We start from the raw sequence: 14,838 nt of genomic DNA, 5'->3' as shown, positions 1-14,838 counted from the left end.
GTCCATTTTTTATCGAAACGGTCGAAGTTTCAAGAATGCTCTAGTCTGGAGGCTGAAGCTAAATTCCTACGCGCTAACGCCACAATGCCGAAATTGGCACGGCGGACAGGCGCTCCCCGAACGGGACCACCTTGTCATGGTCGTACAGGACCATGCCTGAAACAAACCGCTCTCCACATGCTTCGGCTAACATTCGCAATCCGGAAAAATCGGAAGTCGAGACGGATGCTGCCGCTTTTATCTCGATACCGACAACCCTCCCTCTTCTGTCTTCGATGACGATATCGACTTCGTTCTGCTGCTTGTCGCGAAAGTGTGAAAACTCAAAGCGGGTATGTCCGCTGCTGGCGAGTTTAAGGACCTCGGCAAAGACGAAAGTCTCTAGCAACGCTCCGAACGGCCCTCTGTCATCCCGGAGTCTCTCGAGAGAGAGGTCGCGAAGGGAGGCGAGAAGACCAGAATCGAGGAAATGTATTTTGGGGGTCTTAGTCAGGCGTTTCAGTTTGTTGGAAAACCAGGGTTGGATCGTTCTGGCGAGGAATAGGCTTTCGAATATGGCAACGTATTTTTGCGTGGTGACGTGGTTCATCCCGATGGCGGCGCCAATTCCGGAATAGTTCACGAGTTGTCCCGAATGTTCCGCCAGAATGCGTAGCAGGCGCGGCATCTGCGCGATCTGCTCGATTTGCGCGACATCGCGAACGTCGCGTTGAACGATCGCTTGGATATAATCCCCATACCAGTCCTGTCTGCGGTTCAAGGTTTTGCGACCCAATGCCTCCGGATATCCACCTGCCAGAACTGCAGCCACCAGGTCGTCACCGACGGTTGGTTGTCCGGCTTTAGCTTCGTTTCGGAAGGCGTCGACCAAAAAACTCCCACCGGCCGTTCTGATCTCGCTTTGAGCGAGCGGCAGCAAGCGGACGACCTCCATACGCCCCGCGAGCGAGTCTGCGACGCGTGGCAGCGTCATGAGATTGGCTGAACCGGTCAGGAGGAAACGCCCTGGACGCTTGTCAGTATCCACGCTTTCCTTGATCGCCAACAACAGCTCGGGAGCGCGCTGAATTTCATCGAGAATGGCGCGATCCATTCCTCTTACAAAGCCAACTGGATCCCGTCGCGCGGCACTGAGCGTCGTCGCATTGTCCAGCGTGTAATACTCCATCCCTTCGTTGGCCATCTTCTTCGCCAACGTTGTTTTTCCGGATTGTCGGGGACCCACGATCAGCACGACTCGCGTGTCTGACATGGCGTCGGCAACGCGTTGCTCAACGAGCCTTGGATACAGCGGCATAGCTTCGTTCCTTCGATAACCGTTTGAAACTATGGAGATGACCGATTGAAAGTCAAGGAATGACTATCTGAAATCCACATGGCGACTGATTGAAACCAGAACCAAAACAAGGTAGCACGCCGGATTGCGGCATGGAGGAGGTGTGAGGTCACGCAGGCACTGCTGAACCTTCGCTCATTGGCACCGGAACTGGCTTAGTTGATCCTCAGCGGAGGGGTATCCGGAGCGAAGCGAAAACAAAATTGTGCATCTTTCCATCACACCGCCAAGCCGAGCAGCTTTTGACAAATGGAAGGAATCCAAGTTCTTGAACCGACTCGAACCGTCGACCCACTCGTCACTTTCCTAAGCTACTGAATGACCGACTGGCTGATACCAGCATCAGCGTCGGCCTTCGTCAACCGATCTCGTGGGCGTCGTTGCCGAAGGCGCTTTTGCTTAAAGGTGCTGGAGTGCAGGCTAACGCCAAAATGGATCGGCGACCCAAGGATCCACACTCCCCCGGCCGCCGGCTCGTCAACGCTTTTCGCGAAGATCTAGTAGCGCGAAATCGCGGAGATGCTACTACTAGTCAATGCGGACTATAGGTCTTGCTTCAAATGATCACCGCTCCAGCAGTGGCCTACGGATGAGAGAAACAAATTCGATCGTCCGCTGCCGTTCAGAGGATGGCTCCAGTGCTGCTGCCGGGGTGTGGAGTCTGAAACCCAATCGGCTCTAGACACAGCTACTTGCTTCGCAAGGCTTCCCAGCGCTCTGCGACTTCGGTCCGATACCGCGCAGCACCACGAATCCTTTGGATGCGCCCGCCTTCGCTGTTTGATCGGGTAGTGGCTCAAGAATTCTGCCAGCGCGATTGCTGCGTCGATGCAGGCGATGGCGGGGCCGGCCGGGTTCTCTGCGCAGTTCTCTGCATCTCGACTGATCCGCGATCTCAGGCAGATCTGGTTGCTGCAGCAGCCTACTTGGTTCTGAAGGAGCGGGGCGAACTGCTCCATAGCCGGACGCCGAGGCCTGATTATTCCTCTGTCTTGGGGAACCATGCCTGAGCGGAGAACATTTTCTGGCCACCTTGGCTCCAGGCCTGAGCAGGGCATTGATCGACATGGGCGAACGTCCCCATGGAACATGCCAACCTCCCGGCCGTTAAGCACTTTCGATAAGAGAATGACAGGAGACGGAGGCGTGCCGGACAGAGGCAACAGCTGGTATGAGGAAGCCGTTATCTACTGCGTCGATGTCGAGAAGTTCGCCGACGGAAATGGTGATGGTATCGGTGACTTCATAGGGCTCACCGAGAAGGTGACTTATCTCTCCGAACTTGGCATCACCTGCATCTGGCTCCTGCCGTTCTACCGCAGCCCCGACCGCGACAACGGTTACGACGTCAGCGATTTCTATAGCATTAACCCCAAGGTCGGATCGCTTGATGATTTCCTGGCCTTTCTGCACAACGCTGGGGAACACGGCATCCGCGTCATCATCGATCTGGTCGTCAATCACACCTCCGATCAGCATCCCTGGTTCCAGGCGGCCCGGCGAGACGATAAGACACGCTATCGCGATTATTACGTCTGGAGCGGCGACCCTCCGCCCGTCGCAGCAGGCGCCAAGTCAATCTTTCCCGGCGAGGTGGATAGTCTCTGGACCTATGACGAGGTAGCGCGAGCCTACTATTTTCACAATTTCTACGAATTTCAGCCGGAGCTGAACGCCGCCAATCCCCAGGTGCGCGAAGAAATCCTCCGCATCGTGGATTATTGGATTGCCTTCGGCGTCAGCGGGTTTCGGCTGGATGCAGCTCCGCTTATCATTGCGGATAAGGGGCTTGAACACGCCAATCCCCGCGATCCGCACGGCATTCTTAGGCAAATCGGGGCGTACGTTCAGGACCGCCGACCGGGTGGGGTTCTTCTCGGAGAGGTCAATCTTCCGCCGCAGGCGTCCGACTCCTTCTTTGGTGAGGGTGAGCAGCTCCAGCTTCTGCTCAACTTCATGCTTGCCTGCTATCTGTTCGCAGGGTTTGCCAGAGAAGAAGCCGCCCCCATCAACCAAGGGCTGAGCCTTCTTCCGGAGCCGCCACCCGGTTGCGATTGGGTCAATTTCCTTCGCAATCTCGACGAACTCGATTTTTCTCGCGTCCCCTCTGATCTGAAGCAGTCGGTATTCGAAGCCTTCGCCTCGAAAGAAGAAATGCAGGTCTTCGGACGTGGCATCCGGCGCCGTGTCGCCCCGATGCTGAATGGCGAGCAGCGCCGGATCGAACTGGCCTTGAGCATCATTTTCTCGCTGAAGGGACCGCCTCTTATCGTTTATGGGGATGAGATCGGTATCGGCGAGGATCTTTCTCAAACCGGACGGAATTCGGTTCGGGTACCGATGCAGTGGTCGGGTGGGAAAAATGGAGGATTCTCAACCGCGAATTCCGGAAAGCTTTGTCAGCCGGTGCTGACAGACGGACCGTTTTGCTACCGGAAAGTGAATGTAGCCGATCAGCAGAACGACCCCAATTCTCTGTTGAACAGGGTTCGACGGTTCATCACGCTTCGTCGAAACCAGCCGATTTTCGCGAAGGGACGGTCGGTGAGGCTCGGCGCGACCGATCCAGCAGTTCTCGTTCACGGCTTTGAGGATGCGGGCGACCTGCTGTTGCTCGTGCACAATCTGGCTGGCCGAACGAGCAGGGTCGAAATCAATTTCGGCGGCATGCAGCCCAGACATTTCCGTGATCTGATTGGTTACTTTGAATTCGACATCGCCAAGAATCCGCGCCTGGAACTTGAGCCCTATGCTTATCGCTGGCTTATTTCGGAGGGTAACGGATCATGACGCTCATTGGCTATCACGCTTCCCATGAGCAGTTTTCGCCAAGCGAACTCGTCACCTATGTCCAGGCTGCGGAAGCCGCAGGTTTCAAAGCGGTGATGTCCTCCGATCACCTTACACCCTGGAGCGAGCGACAAGGTCAATCGGGATTCGCATGGGCGTGGCTGGGTGCAGCGCTGCAGGCAACGCAATCCATTCCATTCGGCATCATCACCGTTCCCTTGGGCTGGCGCTATCATCCCGCGATTACGGCGCAAGCGGCCGCCACGGTTGCGGAGATGTTTCCCGGAAGGTTGCCATGGATGGCTGTCGGCAGCGGCCAGGCAATGAACGAGCACGTCACCGGCGAGCGCTGGCCTTCAAAACGGGAGCGCAATGAACGGCTGGAATCTGCAGTCGGGATCATACGCGATCTGTGGTCGGGCAAGCTTGTCAACCGAGATGGTCCGATCAAGGTGGACGAGGCGCGAATTCACACTCTTCCCGGGGAGCTGCCTCGCCTCGTGGCGGGCGCTTTGTCGCCCGAGACCGCGGAATGGGCGGGACGCTGGGCAGATGCGCTGATCACGATCAACCAGCCGCGGGAAAACCTCAGCGACATCATCAATGCCTTCCGGAGAGGGGGCGGGATAGGAAAGCCGCTCTACCTGCAGGTCCATGTATCCTATGCCGATTCCGAGGATGAGGCCCGGGCGAACGCCTTCGATCAATGGCGAAGCAATGCTGTGTCTGCAGCCGTGTCGCAAACGCTTCGGTTGCCGGAGGAGTTCGACGGTGCCTGTGCGAATGTGCGGCCCGAGGACATGGACAAGCATGCACGCATCTCGGCCGATCTGCGGCAGCATGTCGAGTGGCTGGAGGCCGATATCGCCATGGGTTTCGAACAGATCTATATCCACAATGTCGGGCGCAATCAGCGTGAATTCATCAATATTTTCGGGAAGAGCGTCTTGAACCAGTTCAGCGGGACACGCGATACTGGCAGATGAGCGGTCGCCCGCGAGCGGGGTCCTTCAGTAAGGCAGAACGTCCTGCGGGATCAGTTGCCGCTTCCTGTCCGGATTCGAACATGAGAGTTGCGCCGCGTGGATCAGACTTTTGCGCTCTCGCCCGCTTCCTTGACTAAGACAGGGGCGGCGGCGATTGGAAATTGGCGCATCATGATATCTTTAGGAGCAGCGTATAAACTGCTAGAAGCGCGCGCGGCATGGCGAACCGCCGCGTGATCCACTGCACCCGCGATGGACGGAGGATGCCCTAGTCAGGCGTCTACAGCGTCCCGCCGTCTAAACGCAATCGTTACCGCCATGCCCTTGCCGGGTCCAGAATCTACTTCTATCTCGGCATTCGCGTTGTGCTTAACCGACTGAACAATCATGGCGCTGAGCTTGCCTCGTCTCGGCCAATCGGCTTTATCCGAAAGTCCAACACCATCGTCAGCGACGAGAACCTTACAGCCTTCATCATCGACGGTGCAGCGCACCTTGATCTCACCGCCGTCACGACCACTGAAAGCGTGTTTCAGGGCATTTGTCATGAGCTCATTGACAACAAGGCCTACCGGCATGGCGACATTGACCGAGACCGGCCACGTATCGACCTTCATGTCCAGGCGAATGCCCTCGACCGCATGGACCGCCATCACCGATGAAGCTATCTGGCTGACATAAGTTCCGAGATCGACGGTTTCGGTGTCGTTGCCGGCATAGAGTGACCGGTACAGGATCGACAGCGCCTCGATCCGCCCCGCTAGGCCATGAAAGCGTTCACTCTCTTCGAGACGCTGTGCGTTTCGCGCCTCCATCCGGATCAACGCCGTGATCATCTGCAGGTTGTTCTTGACACGATGCTGAAGTTCTTTCAGCAAAACATCCTTTTCCGCCAGCGCCTCGGTCATGGCCGCTTGGTCCTCGGAGCGGTCGCGCGCCGACATCGCCAACAGCCGAAAGAGAGGCTGGCCGGCGTCATCGACTATCGTATTCGACCAGGCGTCGACGACCCGGTTTTCCGCGGCGCCCGGGAGGCTGAAAGCACCGAGGTATTCTTCGGTTTCGAGCAAAGCCTCAGCGAGTTCCGGTCCATTTGCAAGGGGGGCAGCCGGGGGAAGGACAGACCAGGTTTTCCCCTGCAGCTGTTCAGCCGAAATTCCGGTCAGGCGTTCGAATTCGATGTTTCCATAGATGAGGGTTTCATTGTGACCAAGTTCCGCGACCGCGACCGCGAAAGGGACGTGATCGAGAAACTGCCGAAACCGGTTGTCGTCGAGCGCTTCCGCGAGATGCGGGAGATCGGAAGGGGTCGGAGACGGCGGGTTCGGATCGTCGGGCTTTGTCATGGAGTATCCGCAGTGTCGGGCAGCGGGAGTCCATAACACGCCATCAAAAGAAAGGGCTAGGGGATTTATCGCACAACGATCGGTGGCTTACGACACTAGCCGCGCCAATGCCGCAATGATTGCTCGATGGGCATAGGGCTTCGGAAAGAAAAGCGACTGGTCCGGCATCTGGTCCCGTTCTACCCGCCGCTTTCCAGATGTTATGATGATCCCGATCGGCGGCCACCGATCCTTGACAATCCAGGCAAGCGTCAACCCGTCCAACTCGCCATGCAGATCGATGTCGGTGAAGATCGCGCCGATCGATGCCTCGGTAGAAAGAATACCAAGGGCATCGTCAGCATTTGCTGCCTCCAGGGTGTGGAAGCCGGCGTCGCGCAAATCGTCCGCTATCGCCATGCGTATCAATGGCTCATCTTCGATCACCAGTATGGTCGTCCGCGACATTATTTGCACCATTTGCACCGATCTGATCTGTGTCACGCAAGCAAACTCTCTGGCGGAGCAACATGTTCCTGTTCGACTGCAACAGCGTTTAGCTCAACTGGACGTGCGAGGTAACCGTCATTGCGTGATCGCCGGCGGCAAGCAATTCAGCTTTGATTGCCGCAGGGGCGCTCACCGTGTTGTAACTTTAACTTCTTCAAAGGCCGAGCCCGGAGTGATTGCCGAAGGGTTCGCATCCATTTGTCCCATCTACCAAATGAGGGAAAGCCGGCTGGGTTGTGACTCCGTTTCGATACCGTCTGTCACGACACAAATATCCGCTTTGTTGCGTGCCCATAAGCCGTCAACGATGAGGACCGCCCCGTCAGAGCGTCAAACACAGGCAGGTCTTCAGGACGACGCGGGCGATGGTGAGTCCATGGCTCGGGTTGCGGATAGGGTCACGGCGGACTAGACCGTCAAGGTGACCAAGTTCGCCCTGGATGCGAACCCGGCTCGACCAGAAATGAAGGCAAATCGGGCAGTTCTGACTTATCTGCCTAACCTCTACCTGAGGGCTGCTTGAGCCGATCGATCCCGTCGCCAGCGTGTATAACTGCTATCGAGATCGAATGGGTTCTTCAATCGAAACGGCATCCCTCTCTGTTCCATTATAGGCGGTCGTGAATGTTTTCCCATCGCGGGGAGCCACATCCGGGGTAGCACCAATCCGTCCCTGTATGAAGAAGCGTTCCGTCCCCGGAACTCTCCGCTCGAAGCACCGTTCTCCACGCAACGCTCAGGAAGGGTTCGAAATGGCTAGTACCTCCGACAAGACAATCGTCACCGCCTCCTCAAACGAAGTCGATGAAAGTATGGGAACGCAGGCGGGCACATCTCCTGCCTACGAGCAGCGCAAGGAACTCGAAGAGTTGCAGGCCGAGCTTCGGAGTCTGCAGAGGGCAGTGCGTCGCCGTCCAATCACGCCACGGTCACCAGCCGTTGCCGGTGCCCCACGCACAATGCGTGAGGAAGTGGAGTATCAGATTCGCCTTCAGCCAATAGCGTCGGTTGCCTTGGCGGCAATCGTCGGCTTTGTTTATGGGATTGCACGATGACGGGGCCATCGACGGAAGCCGCTCGCCTCGCTGCCGAATATGTTCGGCTTGGTGGTAAGCGCCGAGCCAAGCTCGATGACAACATCGTCGACACCAGACTGTGGGATGACGAACCGGACGAGGCGGCAGCTTTCTGGCGTGACAAGATCGACAGTTTGCCGGAAAGCAAACGTCGAGAGATTGAGACGAACCTCCCGAACATAAACCCAGGGTAACGACCTAGCCGGGTTGTCGGCAGCATAATCGATTTCCCGTATGACTAGTCGAAGTCCGGGAAAGCAACCTACGGAGGCTGAGTGTTCGGGTGCAGGTCCACATGCGACCATTGTTAACCGCCATTGAGGAGTGAACGGATGACGAGAAGGATTTTGTCTACAGCTTTGGTCGCCGCGCTGGCGATATGTACGCTTGGTGCGGCACATGCTGATCAAATTGCCATGACCTCGACAGCAACCGTGAAAAACGACCTCAAGTATCTGATGTACACGCCGAACGGATATGAGACGTCCAACGACTCCTACCCGCTCGTCGTATGGCTTCATGGAGGTGACCAAGGTGGAGGCGATATCGAGAAGGTCAAATCGAGCGGCATGCCGAAACTGATCGAAGACGGCAAGCAGTTCCCGTTCCTGGTCTTCTCGCCTCAAAACCCGAGCGAGGAACTGCTCTACCCCATCGAGAAGGTAGAAGCGGCACTTGAGGAGGTAATCTCAAAGTACCGGGTTGACCGCTCCCGTATCTACGTCGTCGGCTACAGTCGGGGCGGCTTTGGGGCTTGGGCCATGGCAGAACAGTTTCCGAACAAGTTTGCCGCAGTGGTTCCGATTGCAGGTGGTGGCAATCGTCACTATCTCAGCAGGACGAATGAGAAGGCTGCCTTCTGGGTCTTCCACGGGACAGACGACGACGTCATCCTCCTATCAGATTCCGTCATCATGTACGAACGCCTCAAGGCGCTGAAACGTAGTGCTCGACTGAGTGTCCTGGAAGGCGTGGACCACTCGGACATCGAATGGGCGACTCTAAACGATCCAGAATTATGGGACTGGTTGTTGAAGCAACGTCTTGATGCTGCCCCCAAGTGACCATTTCACGGTTTGCATGGCCCAAGGGGTCACACCTCATGCAACGGCGAGTTAGGTCCAACCCTTGTTGATTCACGGCTGGGAACCAGACCCCTATGCAGTGGCGCTTACAGGCGCGGGGCTTCTCATCGCATTGGTGGCGTGGCTGCCGCTGGCTCTTCGCCGACTTCCGCTCTCGCTTCCAATCGTCTGTCTGGCGATTGGTGGCCTGATCTTTACCTCCCCGTATGTGACGTTGGACCCATCGCCAGGTGCATACCCCTACGCCACCGAACGTTTGACGGAGTTCGTGGTTCTTGTTGCGTTGATGGGCGCAGGCCTGAAGATTGACCGCCGGTTCTCATTTAAAGGGTGGGGAACCACTTGGCGGCTGTTGTTGATCACGATGCCGATGAGCATCATCGCGATAGCGTTCATCGGCACGACAATCCTTGGCCTAAGCGTTGTGGCCGCGCTGCTGCTGGCAGCAAGCCTTGCGCCCACCGATCCTGTTCTTGCGGCCGACATCCAGGTTGCAGGCCCACAGGAAGGGGGTGAAGACACTGTTCGCTTTGCGCTGACGTCGGAGGCGGGCCTGAACGACGGCTTCGCGTTTCCATTCGTGCATCTGGCCATCGTTTTAAGCCTTGCGGCCACAACGGGAGAACCCTGGTTCGCTCGCTGGCTGACCTTGAATGTCCTCTGGGAGACGATCGCTGGCGTTGGCTGTGGGTGGCTTGTCGGCCGTGTGTTTGGTTGGGCAACCTTCAAAATGCCCGGTGATACGCTGGCAAAGACAGGCGACGGATTGGTAGCGATAGCAGCGACCTTCGTGTCGTATGGCGTGTCCGAGCTGCTGCACTGCTATGGCTTCTTCGCCGTCTTCGTTACCGCGTTGACACTGCGCAACTCCCATCGGAGCCACGACTTCCAGCGCGACATGCACGACATCACCGAGCAGATCGAACGCATCGCAATGATGCTCCTGCTGCTCGCCTTTGGCGGCGCTATCGTCAATGGCTTGCTGTCCAGTATCGGCTGGATAGAGATTGTCGCCGTCGTGCTCATATTGCTGGTTGTTCGCCCTGTAACCGGCTTGCTAGCGCTTATCGGGGTTCGCGCGACGCTCACCGAGAAAATCACCATCGCCTTCTTCGGCATTCGGGGCGTCGGTTCATTCTATTATCTCGCCTATGGCCTCAATCACGGGCGGTTCGAGGACGGCGGCCGGTTGTGGGTCATCCTCTCGCTCGTCGTCTTCGTCTCGATCCTAATGCACGGGCTCACTGTGACGCCCGCGATGCGTTGGCTGGATCGGCGGCACGGCCGGGAGGCTGACTGAGCTCATGTCTATCTACAGGCATTGCTCGGACAGCGGAGGCACCTTCAACCCCGAGCCAGGTTCCGAAGCGAGCGCATGCGAAAACGCTGACGATATTCGGCGGGGGTGAGACCAATAATGCGGGTGAAGATTTCCGGAAGGAGCTGGGATCGCTGTAGTGGACCTTCCACGCAATGGCGTCCACCGGCTCGCGAGAAGACTGGAGAAGGTCACGAGCCGATTCTATACGCAAACGCTGAATATACTCGCCTGCTATATGACCAGTTGCCTTCTTGAATCTTCGCATGAAGGTTCGCGGATCTAGCCCAGCATGGCCTGCCAAGCCAGCGAGGCTCATTTCCTTGCCGCCGCTGGCCTGAAGCCAGTGCTGAACCTTCAAGATTGCACTGTCACCATGGTTGAGCCGAGGAGAAAAGGCGCTGTAGTAGCTTTGTTCTCTGCCGGGCGGATCAACAAGGAAAGCTCTCGCGGTTTCGAGCATGATCATCGATCCGAGAAACCGCTCGATCAGTATCAGGCTAAGATCGACCCAGGCCATTACGCCGCCAGCCGTTAGTATGTCTCCATCGTCGATGATTAGACGGTCGGTGTTCAGGTTGACGTCGGGAAAACGCGCGACGAAGTTCTCCTCGTAGGTCCAGTGGGTCGTCACCGTTCGGCCGGCGAGAAGCCCTGTCTCCCCTAGCAAGAATGCGCCTTTGCAGATTGAGCACAGGCCCACTCCTCGCGAATGCTCGGAGCGAAGCCAAGCTGCGTAGTACCGCGCCTCCGTCTCCGGCAAGGGATCCCCCAGGCCCGGAGGGACTACGATTACAGTCGGATGGCCCGCTTGTCCGGCAGGGTCGGAAGAGAACACTCTCGCGGGCGCATCATCTCCGTTTGCACGTGTCCAATGGCTCACACCGAGGGCAGGCTCGCTGACGCCATGTCGCTGACAGGCGATGCCTGCGGCGGCAGTCAGCAAATCAGTCATGCCCAGCACAGCCGCAGTTTGAGCGCCCTCGTAGGCGAGAATTGCGATTTCCGTAAAATCTACTGGTTTGTCCATACGCCCGCTTCTTTGAAAGGACGTCCTATGAGCAAGAGAGCAATCATCGTTGTTGACCTGCAGAATGACTATCTGGCGGCGGGAAGGTTTCCTTTGGTAGGAATAGATGCAGCACTGGAAAACGCAGCACGCGTCGTCGACGCCGCTCGCCGGTCCGGTGATCTCGTCATCAATGTTCGCCACGAGAGCGCAGCCGACGGCCCTTTCTTTGCCGTGGGCACGGAGGGAGCGGAGCGCGACCTGGAGTTCAGAGGCGAAGTCGTGTCCGCCGACAAGGTCCACGCCGCGTACATGTCCGCGCTGGCCTTTGGTTACGGGCGGGTAGTGTCAACCGAAGAATATCTGGCGAACTAGTCGATACTGAGTTGACGGCGATCGAGAACTTGTCGTCAAACCCTACTTCGATGAAACGCCGCGATAGTCGCCTCGCACGACTCCCTGAACCGTCGGCTCGACCCTTCAGGCCCACTTGTCTGGACGCTGACGCGAGCGCCTTCAAGCAGAAGGGATAACGTGTCCGCCAGCAGCTCTGGGTTCGACGAACCTGCTGCCTCGCACACCGCCGCGAGTCGGTTGCGCTGGGAATTCTTGAATTCCTGAACAACCGCGTGGGCTGGGTGATCGCTGTCACGCAACTCGACGGCAGCGTTCGCCAGGTCGCAACCGCCGGGTTCCTGCTCCAGACGGTCCACCTGGAATTCGACCCATCGCTTCAACTGCGCGGCAGCGTCTCCTGAGAAATCTCTCTCCAGCTCGTCCCAGATGGCCCCCGCCCGTTGCGTCACCTGGCGCAGAGTTGCGCAAAGAAGCTCGTCTTTTGAACCGAATTTTCGGTAGAGCGTCATCTTGTTCGTCTGGGCGGCCTCCGCAATGGCGTCTACGCCAATCCCTCGAATCCCGAATTTTCGAAAAAGGTCCGCTGCTGAAGACACGATGCGCTCACGGGGAGGAATGGCCGTCGGAGAGGAAGGATCGGCGGCTTTATCTGGAGATTTCGAACTTGACATGGGTGTGACCGGTCGGTAACGTTCTGATGTTACTTACCGGTAACACCCCACCATAGCTCAGTCAAGGATCGGGAGAGGATTGAAAATGGCACGACATGACGATCTGACGCTCAACCAAATCCTCTCCGACCCGATGATCCTCTTATTGGCTCGCGCGGACGGATGGTCGACGGCCGAGTTTCGAGAGGAGATGATTTGGGCATCGAAAGAGCTGAAGCGTGAGCCCGGCGACCTCGATGCCACGGTAACCCGAGCTTCGTCGAGAAACGACCGTCCCATTGGGGCAGCGTGCTGCGCGATTTAGCTTCCTTTCGCGCGGCTCTGAACTCATGTCCGGATTTGCCAACGCTCAGATGGAGGTTGTGGCCCTGGACCACGACACATGACGGTAATTCTCAATTAGCGGACGCACGAATTCAGCCTGTGGAGATACCGATGAAAACGATCTTGAGAACCGGAGAAAAACATCGAGACTCAGGATTTGAAGCTCTATGGCTATTCCATCTCGTCTGTCGCCCGGCCAACAGGATCCCGTGAACCTAGCCCATGAGTATGGGGCGGACCAGCGAATTATGATTGCTGACGAACTCGAAGAAGGCTCTAACCCGCGGCGTTTTCCGGATGTCTGGATGAGCCAGAAGGTACCAGCCCCGGTTCAATTCCTCTACCGGAGGAAGCACCTGCACGAGGTCATCATGCATTTGCGCAATCGTGGTCGGCAGCGGGGCTACGCCCAATCCCGACTTGACCGCGTGAAGCACACCCAAAACGCTGTTGTTCCGCGCGCCGACTCTTGCAGTTGGAGCCACTGACGCAAACCATTTCGCAGCCCGATGGTTGGCAAGCGCCCCGTCGAATCCGACAATGGCGTGTCGCCCAATGTCTGCTGCGGTATTCGGCGCGCCGTGATGCTCGACGTAGGTCCGGCTCGCATAGACCGCCCAGATCGAGTCGGCGATTTTCCTGCCTACAAGATTTTCATCTGAAGGTTCGCCCGAGCGCAAGGCGACATCGGCCTCTCCTTTTGAAAGATCGAGATAGCCATCGCTCATCACGAACTCCACGCGAATTTCCGGATATTGCAGTTGAAACTGCTCCAGTAGTTGCGATCCGTTGATGCGTGACACCAGCGGCTCGGGACAGGTCAGCCGGACAACGCCGCTCAATTCGCTGACATAAAGCTGTGTCTGCCGCTCGATCGCGAGCGCCGCCTGCTCCAACTCTTGCGCCTTCGGCAGAAGCAGCTGCCCGAACTCCGTGAGCTGGTAGCCGCTGGCGTGCCTGTGGACGAGAGGCTGCCCTATCTGGCGTTCGAGTTCGACCATTCGGCGCTGCACCGTTGACTGGTTGACTCCGGTTGCCTTGGCGGCAGCCGTCGTGCTGCCATGACGGGCCACGGCAAGAAAGTATTTGAGATCGTTCCAGTCGAACATGTTTCGTTATGCGCTTTTGCGGCGAGCCTTTGCAAGTCTGCGGCTCCCGGTATCCTGGGATCAGGCGTAGATTTGTCTCACACTCAGGGAGACACGCGATGCACAAGGTTATGGACGTCGACAAAGCAATTGCCGGAACACAGCTGGGGGTGACCACCTCCGCCGGGATCACCGGTGTGGCGAAACTCACGGTCCTCCACAAGCAGTTGACGGATGCACTCCCGACCGGGGGCATTCAGGAAATTCGGGTGATCATCGCCAGGCTCGAGCCCGGCGACAGGACCCCGTACCACTCCCATCGTTTTCCAGTCACCGTCTACATGCTCGAGGGGGTCTTTACCCTCGAGCTGGACGGCCACGACCCGATCCCTATCGGAGCAGGTGAAGTTTTCGTCGAACCCTCGGGCGTGAGAATGACGGGCCGGAATCTCAGTTCCGACAGTCCGGCGGTTATGGTTCTGTTCTACATCAGCGACCCCGAAACGCCGTTTGCCGATCCGGTCTGATTGCCGAGCTTGAAGTCGCGAGGGCAAACCCCGTCCCCACGTTAGATTGTTCGCTCCCCACGAATATGCCCTCGCGACCCCCGCCGGCTTCGATCAGGGCAGCCATCAAGTTGCTATTCGCGATCTGCCGCTGCAACTTGACGGTCCAGATTTCCTTGAGACCAAATACTGCGCGCCTCTGAGACCCGCCCCCCATGCTTCCACCAAGCTTTCCACCGAAGTCGAAGCTCCGGCACAAGGGATTGCAAGGATTACCTGTTGCCTATCCAAATGATATTTCTCCCCGTCCCGAAACGAGCGCGGAGGTTCTAGAGCGTTTCCGCCTTTTTCTGAATCGTGGTCGATTCCCAAATCAGTTTTGATCTGATTCATTGGTGCTGGCTGGATGGAGGCCAGCATCTCATGACGGCACCTTTATCCAATGATCTTCGCGAGC

At 57.5% G+C, this 14,838-nt stretch carries 14 protein-coding genes and 1 pseudogene; 9 read left to right on the top strand and 6 right to left on the bottom strand.

The features are described from left to right. Nucleotides 1-73: 73 nt before the first annotated feature. On the bottom strand, nucleotides 74-1,297 hold the full coding sequence (locus C5J26_RS15230; protein ID WP_105402517.1) for an ATP-binding protein: 1,224 nt from the start codon (nucleotides 1,295-1,297) through the stop codon (nucleotides 74-76). A 1,185-nt stretch (nucleotides 1,298-2,482) separates the two neighbouring features. On the opposite strand from C5J26_RS15230, the gene C5J26_RS15225 reads away from it, so the two are divergent. Together C5J26_RS15225 and C5J26_RS15220 are read left to right on the top strand one after the other, a co-directional pair. Continuing rightward, complete coding sequence (locus C5J26_RS15225; RefSeq protein ID WP_245441180.1) at nucleotides 2,483-4,126, top strand: alpha-amylase family protein; 1,644 nt, start codon at nucleotides 2,483-2,485, stop codon at nucleotides 4,124-4,126. Beyond that, on the top strand, nucleotides 4,123-5,112 hold the full coding sequence (locus tag C5J26_RS15220) for a TIGR03885 family FMN-dependent LLM class oxidoreductase (protein ID WP_105402515.1): 990 nt from the start codon (nucleotides 4,123-4,125) through the stop codon (nucleotides 5,110-5,112). Before C5J26_RS15225 ends, C5J26_RS15220 begins: the two co-directional genes overlap by 4 nt. Nucleotides 5,113-5,384: 272 nt before the next feature. On the opposite strand, the gene C5J26_RS15215 is transcribed toward C5J26_RS15220, so the two are convergent. Both C5J26_RS15215 and C5J26_RS15210 read right to left on the bottom strand, forming a co-directional pair. Then, on the bottom strand, nucleotides 5,385-6,458 hold the full coding sequence (locus C5J26_RS15215) for a sensor histidine kinase (protein ID WP_105402514.1): 1,074 nt from the start codon (nucleotides 6,456-6,458) through the stop codon (nucleotides 5,385-5,387). Between the two features lie 87 nt (nucleotides 6,459-6,545). Then, nucleotides 6,546-6,905, bottom strand: a complete 360-nt coding sequence (locus C5J26_RS15210) for a response regulator (RefSeq protein ID WP_105402784.1) — start codon at nucleotides 6,903-6,905, stop codon at nucleotides 6,546-6,548. 794 nt (nucleotides 6,906-7,699) lie between these two features. Here C5J26_RS15210 and C5J26_RS15205 point away from each other — a divergent pair. From C5J26_RS15205 to C5J26_RS15190, 4 genes are all read left to right on the top strand, one after another. Next, complete coding sequence (locus tag C5J26_RS15205; protein ID WP_105402513.1) at nucleotides 7,700-8,002, top strand: hypothetical protein; 303 nt, start codon at nucleotides 7,700-7,702, stop codon at nucleotides 8,000-8,002. Then, a complete protein-coding gene (locus C5J26_RS15200; protein ID WP_105402512.1) occupies nucleotides 7,999-8,217 on the top strand; it encodes a hypothetical protein in 219 nt (72 codons plus the stop codon). Before C5J26_RS15205 ends, C5J26_RS15200 begins: the two co-directional genes overlap by 4 nt. Before the next feature lie 138 nt (nucleotides 8,218-8,355). Further along, entirely contained in the window at nucleotides 8,356-9,087 is a 732-nt protein-coding gene (locus C5J26_RS15195; RefSeq protein WP_105402511.1) for an alpha/beta fold hydrolase, read from the top strand. Nucleotides 9,088-9,151: 64 nt separating this feature from the next. Next, nucleotides 9,152-10,408, top strand: coding sequence for a sodium:proton antiporter (locus tag C5J26_RS15190; protein ID WP_105402510.1), 1,257 nt, complete (start codon nucleotides 9,152-9,154; stop codon nucleotides 10,406-10,408). A 44-nt stretch (nucleotides 10,409-10,452) separates the two neighbouring features. On the opposite strand, the pseudogene C5J26_RS15185 reads toward C5J26_RS15190, so the two are convergent. Next, nucleotides 10,453-11,456 (bottom strand): annotated as a pseudogene (locus C5J26_RS15185) (GlxA family transcriptional regulator). A 27-nt stretch (nucleotides 11,457-11,483) separates the two neighbouring features. Here C5J26_RS15185 and C5J26_RS15180 point away from each other — a divergent pair. After that, complete coding sequence (locus C5J26_RS15180) at nucleotides 11,484-11,810, top strand: isochorismatase family protein (RefSeq protein ID WP_105402509.1); 327 nt, start codon at nucleotides 11,484-11,486, stop codon at nucleotides 11,808-11,810. Between the two features lie 35 nt (nucleotides 11,811-11,845). On the opposite strand, the gene C5J26_RS15175 is transcribed toward C5J26_RS15180, so the two are convergent. Then, on the bottom strand, nucleotides 11,846-12,463 hold the full coding sequence (locus C5J26_RS15175) for a TetR/AcrR family transcriptional regulator (RefSeq protein ID WP_105402508.1): 618 nt from the start codon (nucleotides 12,461-12,463) through the stop codon (nucleotides 11,846-11,848). An 85-nt stretch (nucleotides 12,464-12,548) separates the two neighbouring features. On the opposite strand from C5J26_RS15175, the gene C5J26_RS15170 reads away from it, so the two are divergent. Further along, nucleotides 12,549-12,767 (top strand): hypothetical protein, encoded by a 219-nt coding sequence (locus C5J26_RS15170; protein WP_105402507.1) that lies wholly within the window; start codon nucleotides 12,549-12,551, stop codon nucleotides 12,765-12,767. Nucleotides 12,768-13,002: 235 nt separating this feature from the next. On the opposite strand, the gene C5J26_RS15165 is transcribed toward C5J26_RS15170, so the two are convergent. Continuing rightward, nucleotides 13,003-13,896 (bottom strand): LysR family transcriptional regulator, encoded by an 894-nt coding sequence (locus tag C5J26_RS15165; protein WP_105402506.1) that lies wholly within the window; start codon nucleotides 13,894-13,896, stop codon nucleotides 13,003-13,005. A 98-nt stretch (nucleotides 13,897-13,994) separates the two neighbouring features. Here C5J26_RS15165 and C5J26_RS15160 point away from each other — a divergent pair, with 98 nt between their 5' ends. Continuing rightward, entirely contained in the window at nucleotides 13,995-14,402 is a 408-nt protein-coding gene (locus C5J26_RS15160; RefSeq protein WP_172745870.1) for a cupin domain-containing protein, read from the top strand. Nucleotides 14,403-14,838 lie beyond the last annotated feature (436 nt).

It is taken from the genome of Neorhizobium sp. T7_12 (assembly GCF_002968535.1).
Lineage (GTDB): Bacteria > Pseudomonadota > Alphaproteobacteria > Rhizobiales > Rhizobiaceae > Neorhizobium > Neorhizobium tomejilense.
Note: the sequence above shows the minus strand (reverse complement) of the source record. Positions and strands in the feature narration are given on the sequence as shown.

What these genes read in the sequence shown, in the direction of transcription:
- C5J26_RS15230 (WP_105402517.1), bottom strand. Translation starts at nt 1,297, where the DNA reads ATGCCGCTGTATCCAAGGCTCGTTGAGCAACGCGTTGCCGACGCCATG.
- C5J26_RS15220 (WP_105402515.1), top strand. Translation starts at nt 4,123, where the DNA reads ATGACGCTCATTGGCTATCACGCTTCCCATGAGCAGTTTTCGCCAAGC.
- C5J26_RS15215 (WP_105402514.1), bottom strand. Translation starts at nt 6,458, where the DNA reads ATGACAAAGCCCGACGATCCGAACCCGCCGTCTCCGACCCCTTCCGAT.
- C5J26_RS15210 (WP_105402784.1), bottom strand. Translation starts at nt 6,905, where the DNA reads ATGTCGCGGACGACCATACTGGTGATCGAAGATGAGCCATTGATACGC.
- C5J26_RS15205 (WP_105402513.1), top strand. Translation starts at nt 7,700, where the DNA reads ATGGCTAGTACCTCCGACAAGACAATCGTCACCGCCTCCTCAAACGAA.
- C5J26_RS15200 (WP_105402512.1), top strand. Translation starts at nt 7,999, where the DNA reads ATGACGGGGCCATCGACGGAAGCCGCTCGCCTCGCTGCCGAATATGTT.
- C5J26_RS15195 (WP_105402511.1), top strand. Translation starts at nt 8,356, where the DNA reads ATGACGAGAAGGATTTTGTCTACAGCTTTGGTCGCCGCGCTGGCGATA.
- C5J26_RS15180 (WP_105402509.1), top strand. Translation starts at nt 11,484, where the DNA reads ATGAGCAAGAGAGCAATCATCGTTGTTGACCTGCAGAATGACTATCTG.
- C5J26_RS15175 (WP_105402508.1), bottom strand. Translation starts at nt 12,463, where the DNA reads ATGTCAAGTTCGAAATCTCCAGATAAAGCCGCCGATCCTTCCTCTCCG.
- C5J26_RS15170 (WP_105402507.1), top strand. Translation starts at nt 12,549, where the DNA reads ATGGCACGACATGACGATCTGACGCTCAACCAAATCCTCTCCGACCCG.
- C5J26_RS15165 (WP_105402506.1), bottom strand. Translation starts at nt 13,896, where the DNA reads ATGTTCGACTGGAACGATCTCAAATACTTTCTTGCCGTGGCCCGTCAT.
- C5J26_RS15160 (WP_172745870.1), top strand. Translation starts at nt 13,995, where the DNA reads ATGCACAAGGTTATGGACGTCGACAAAGCAATTGCCGGAACACAGCTG.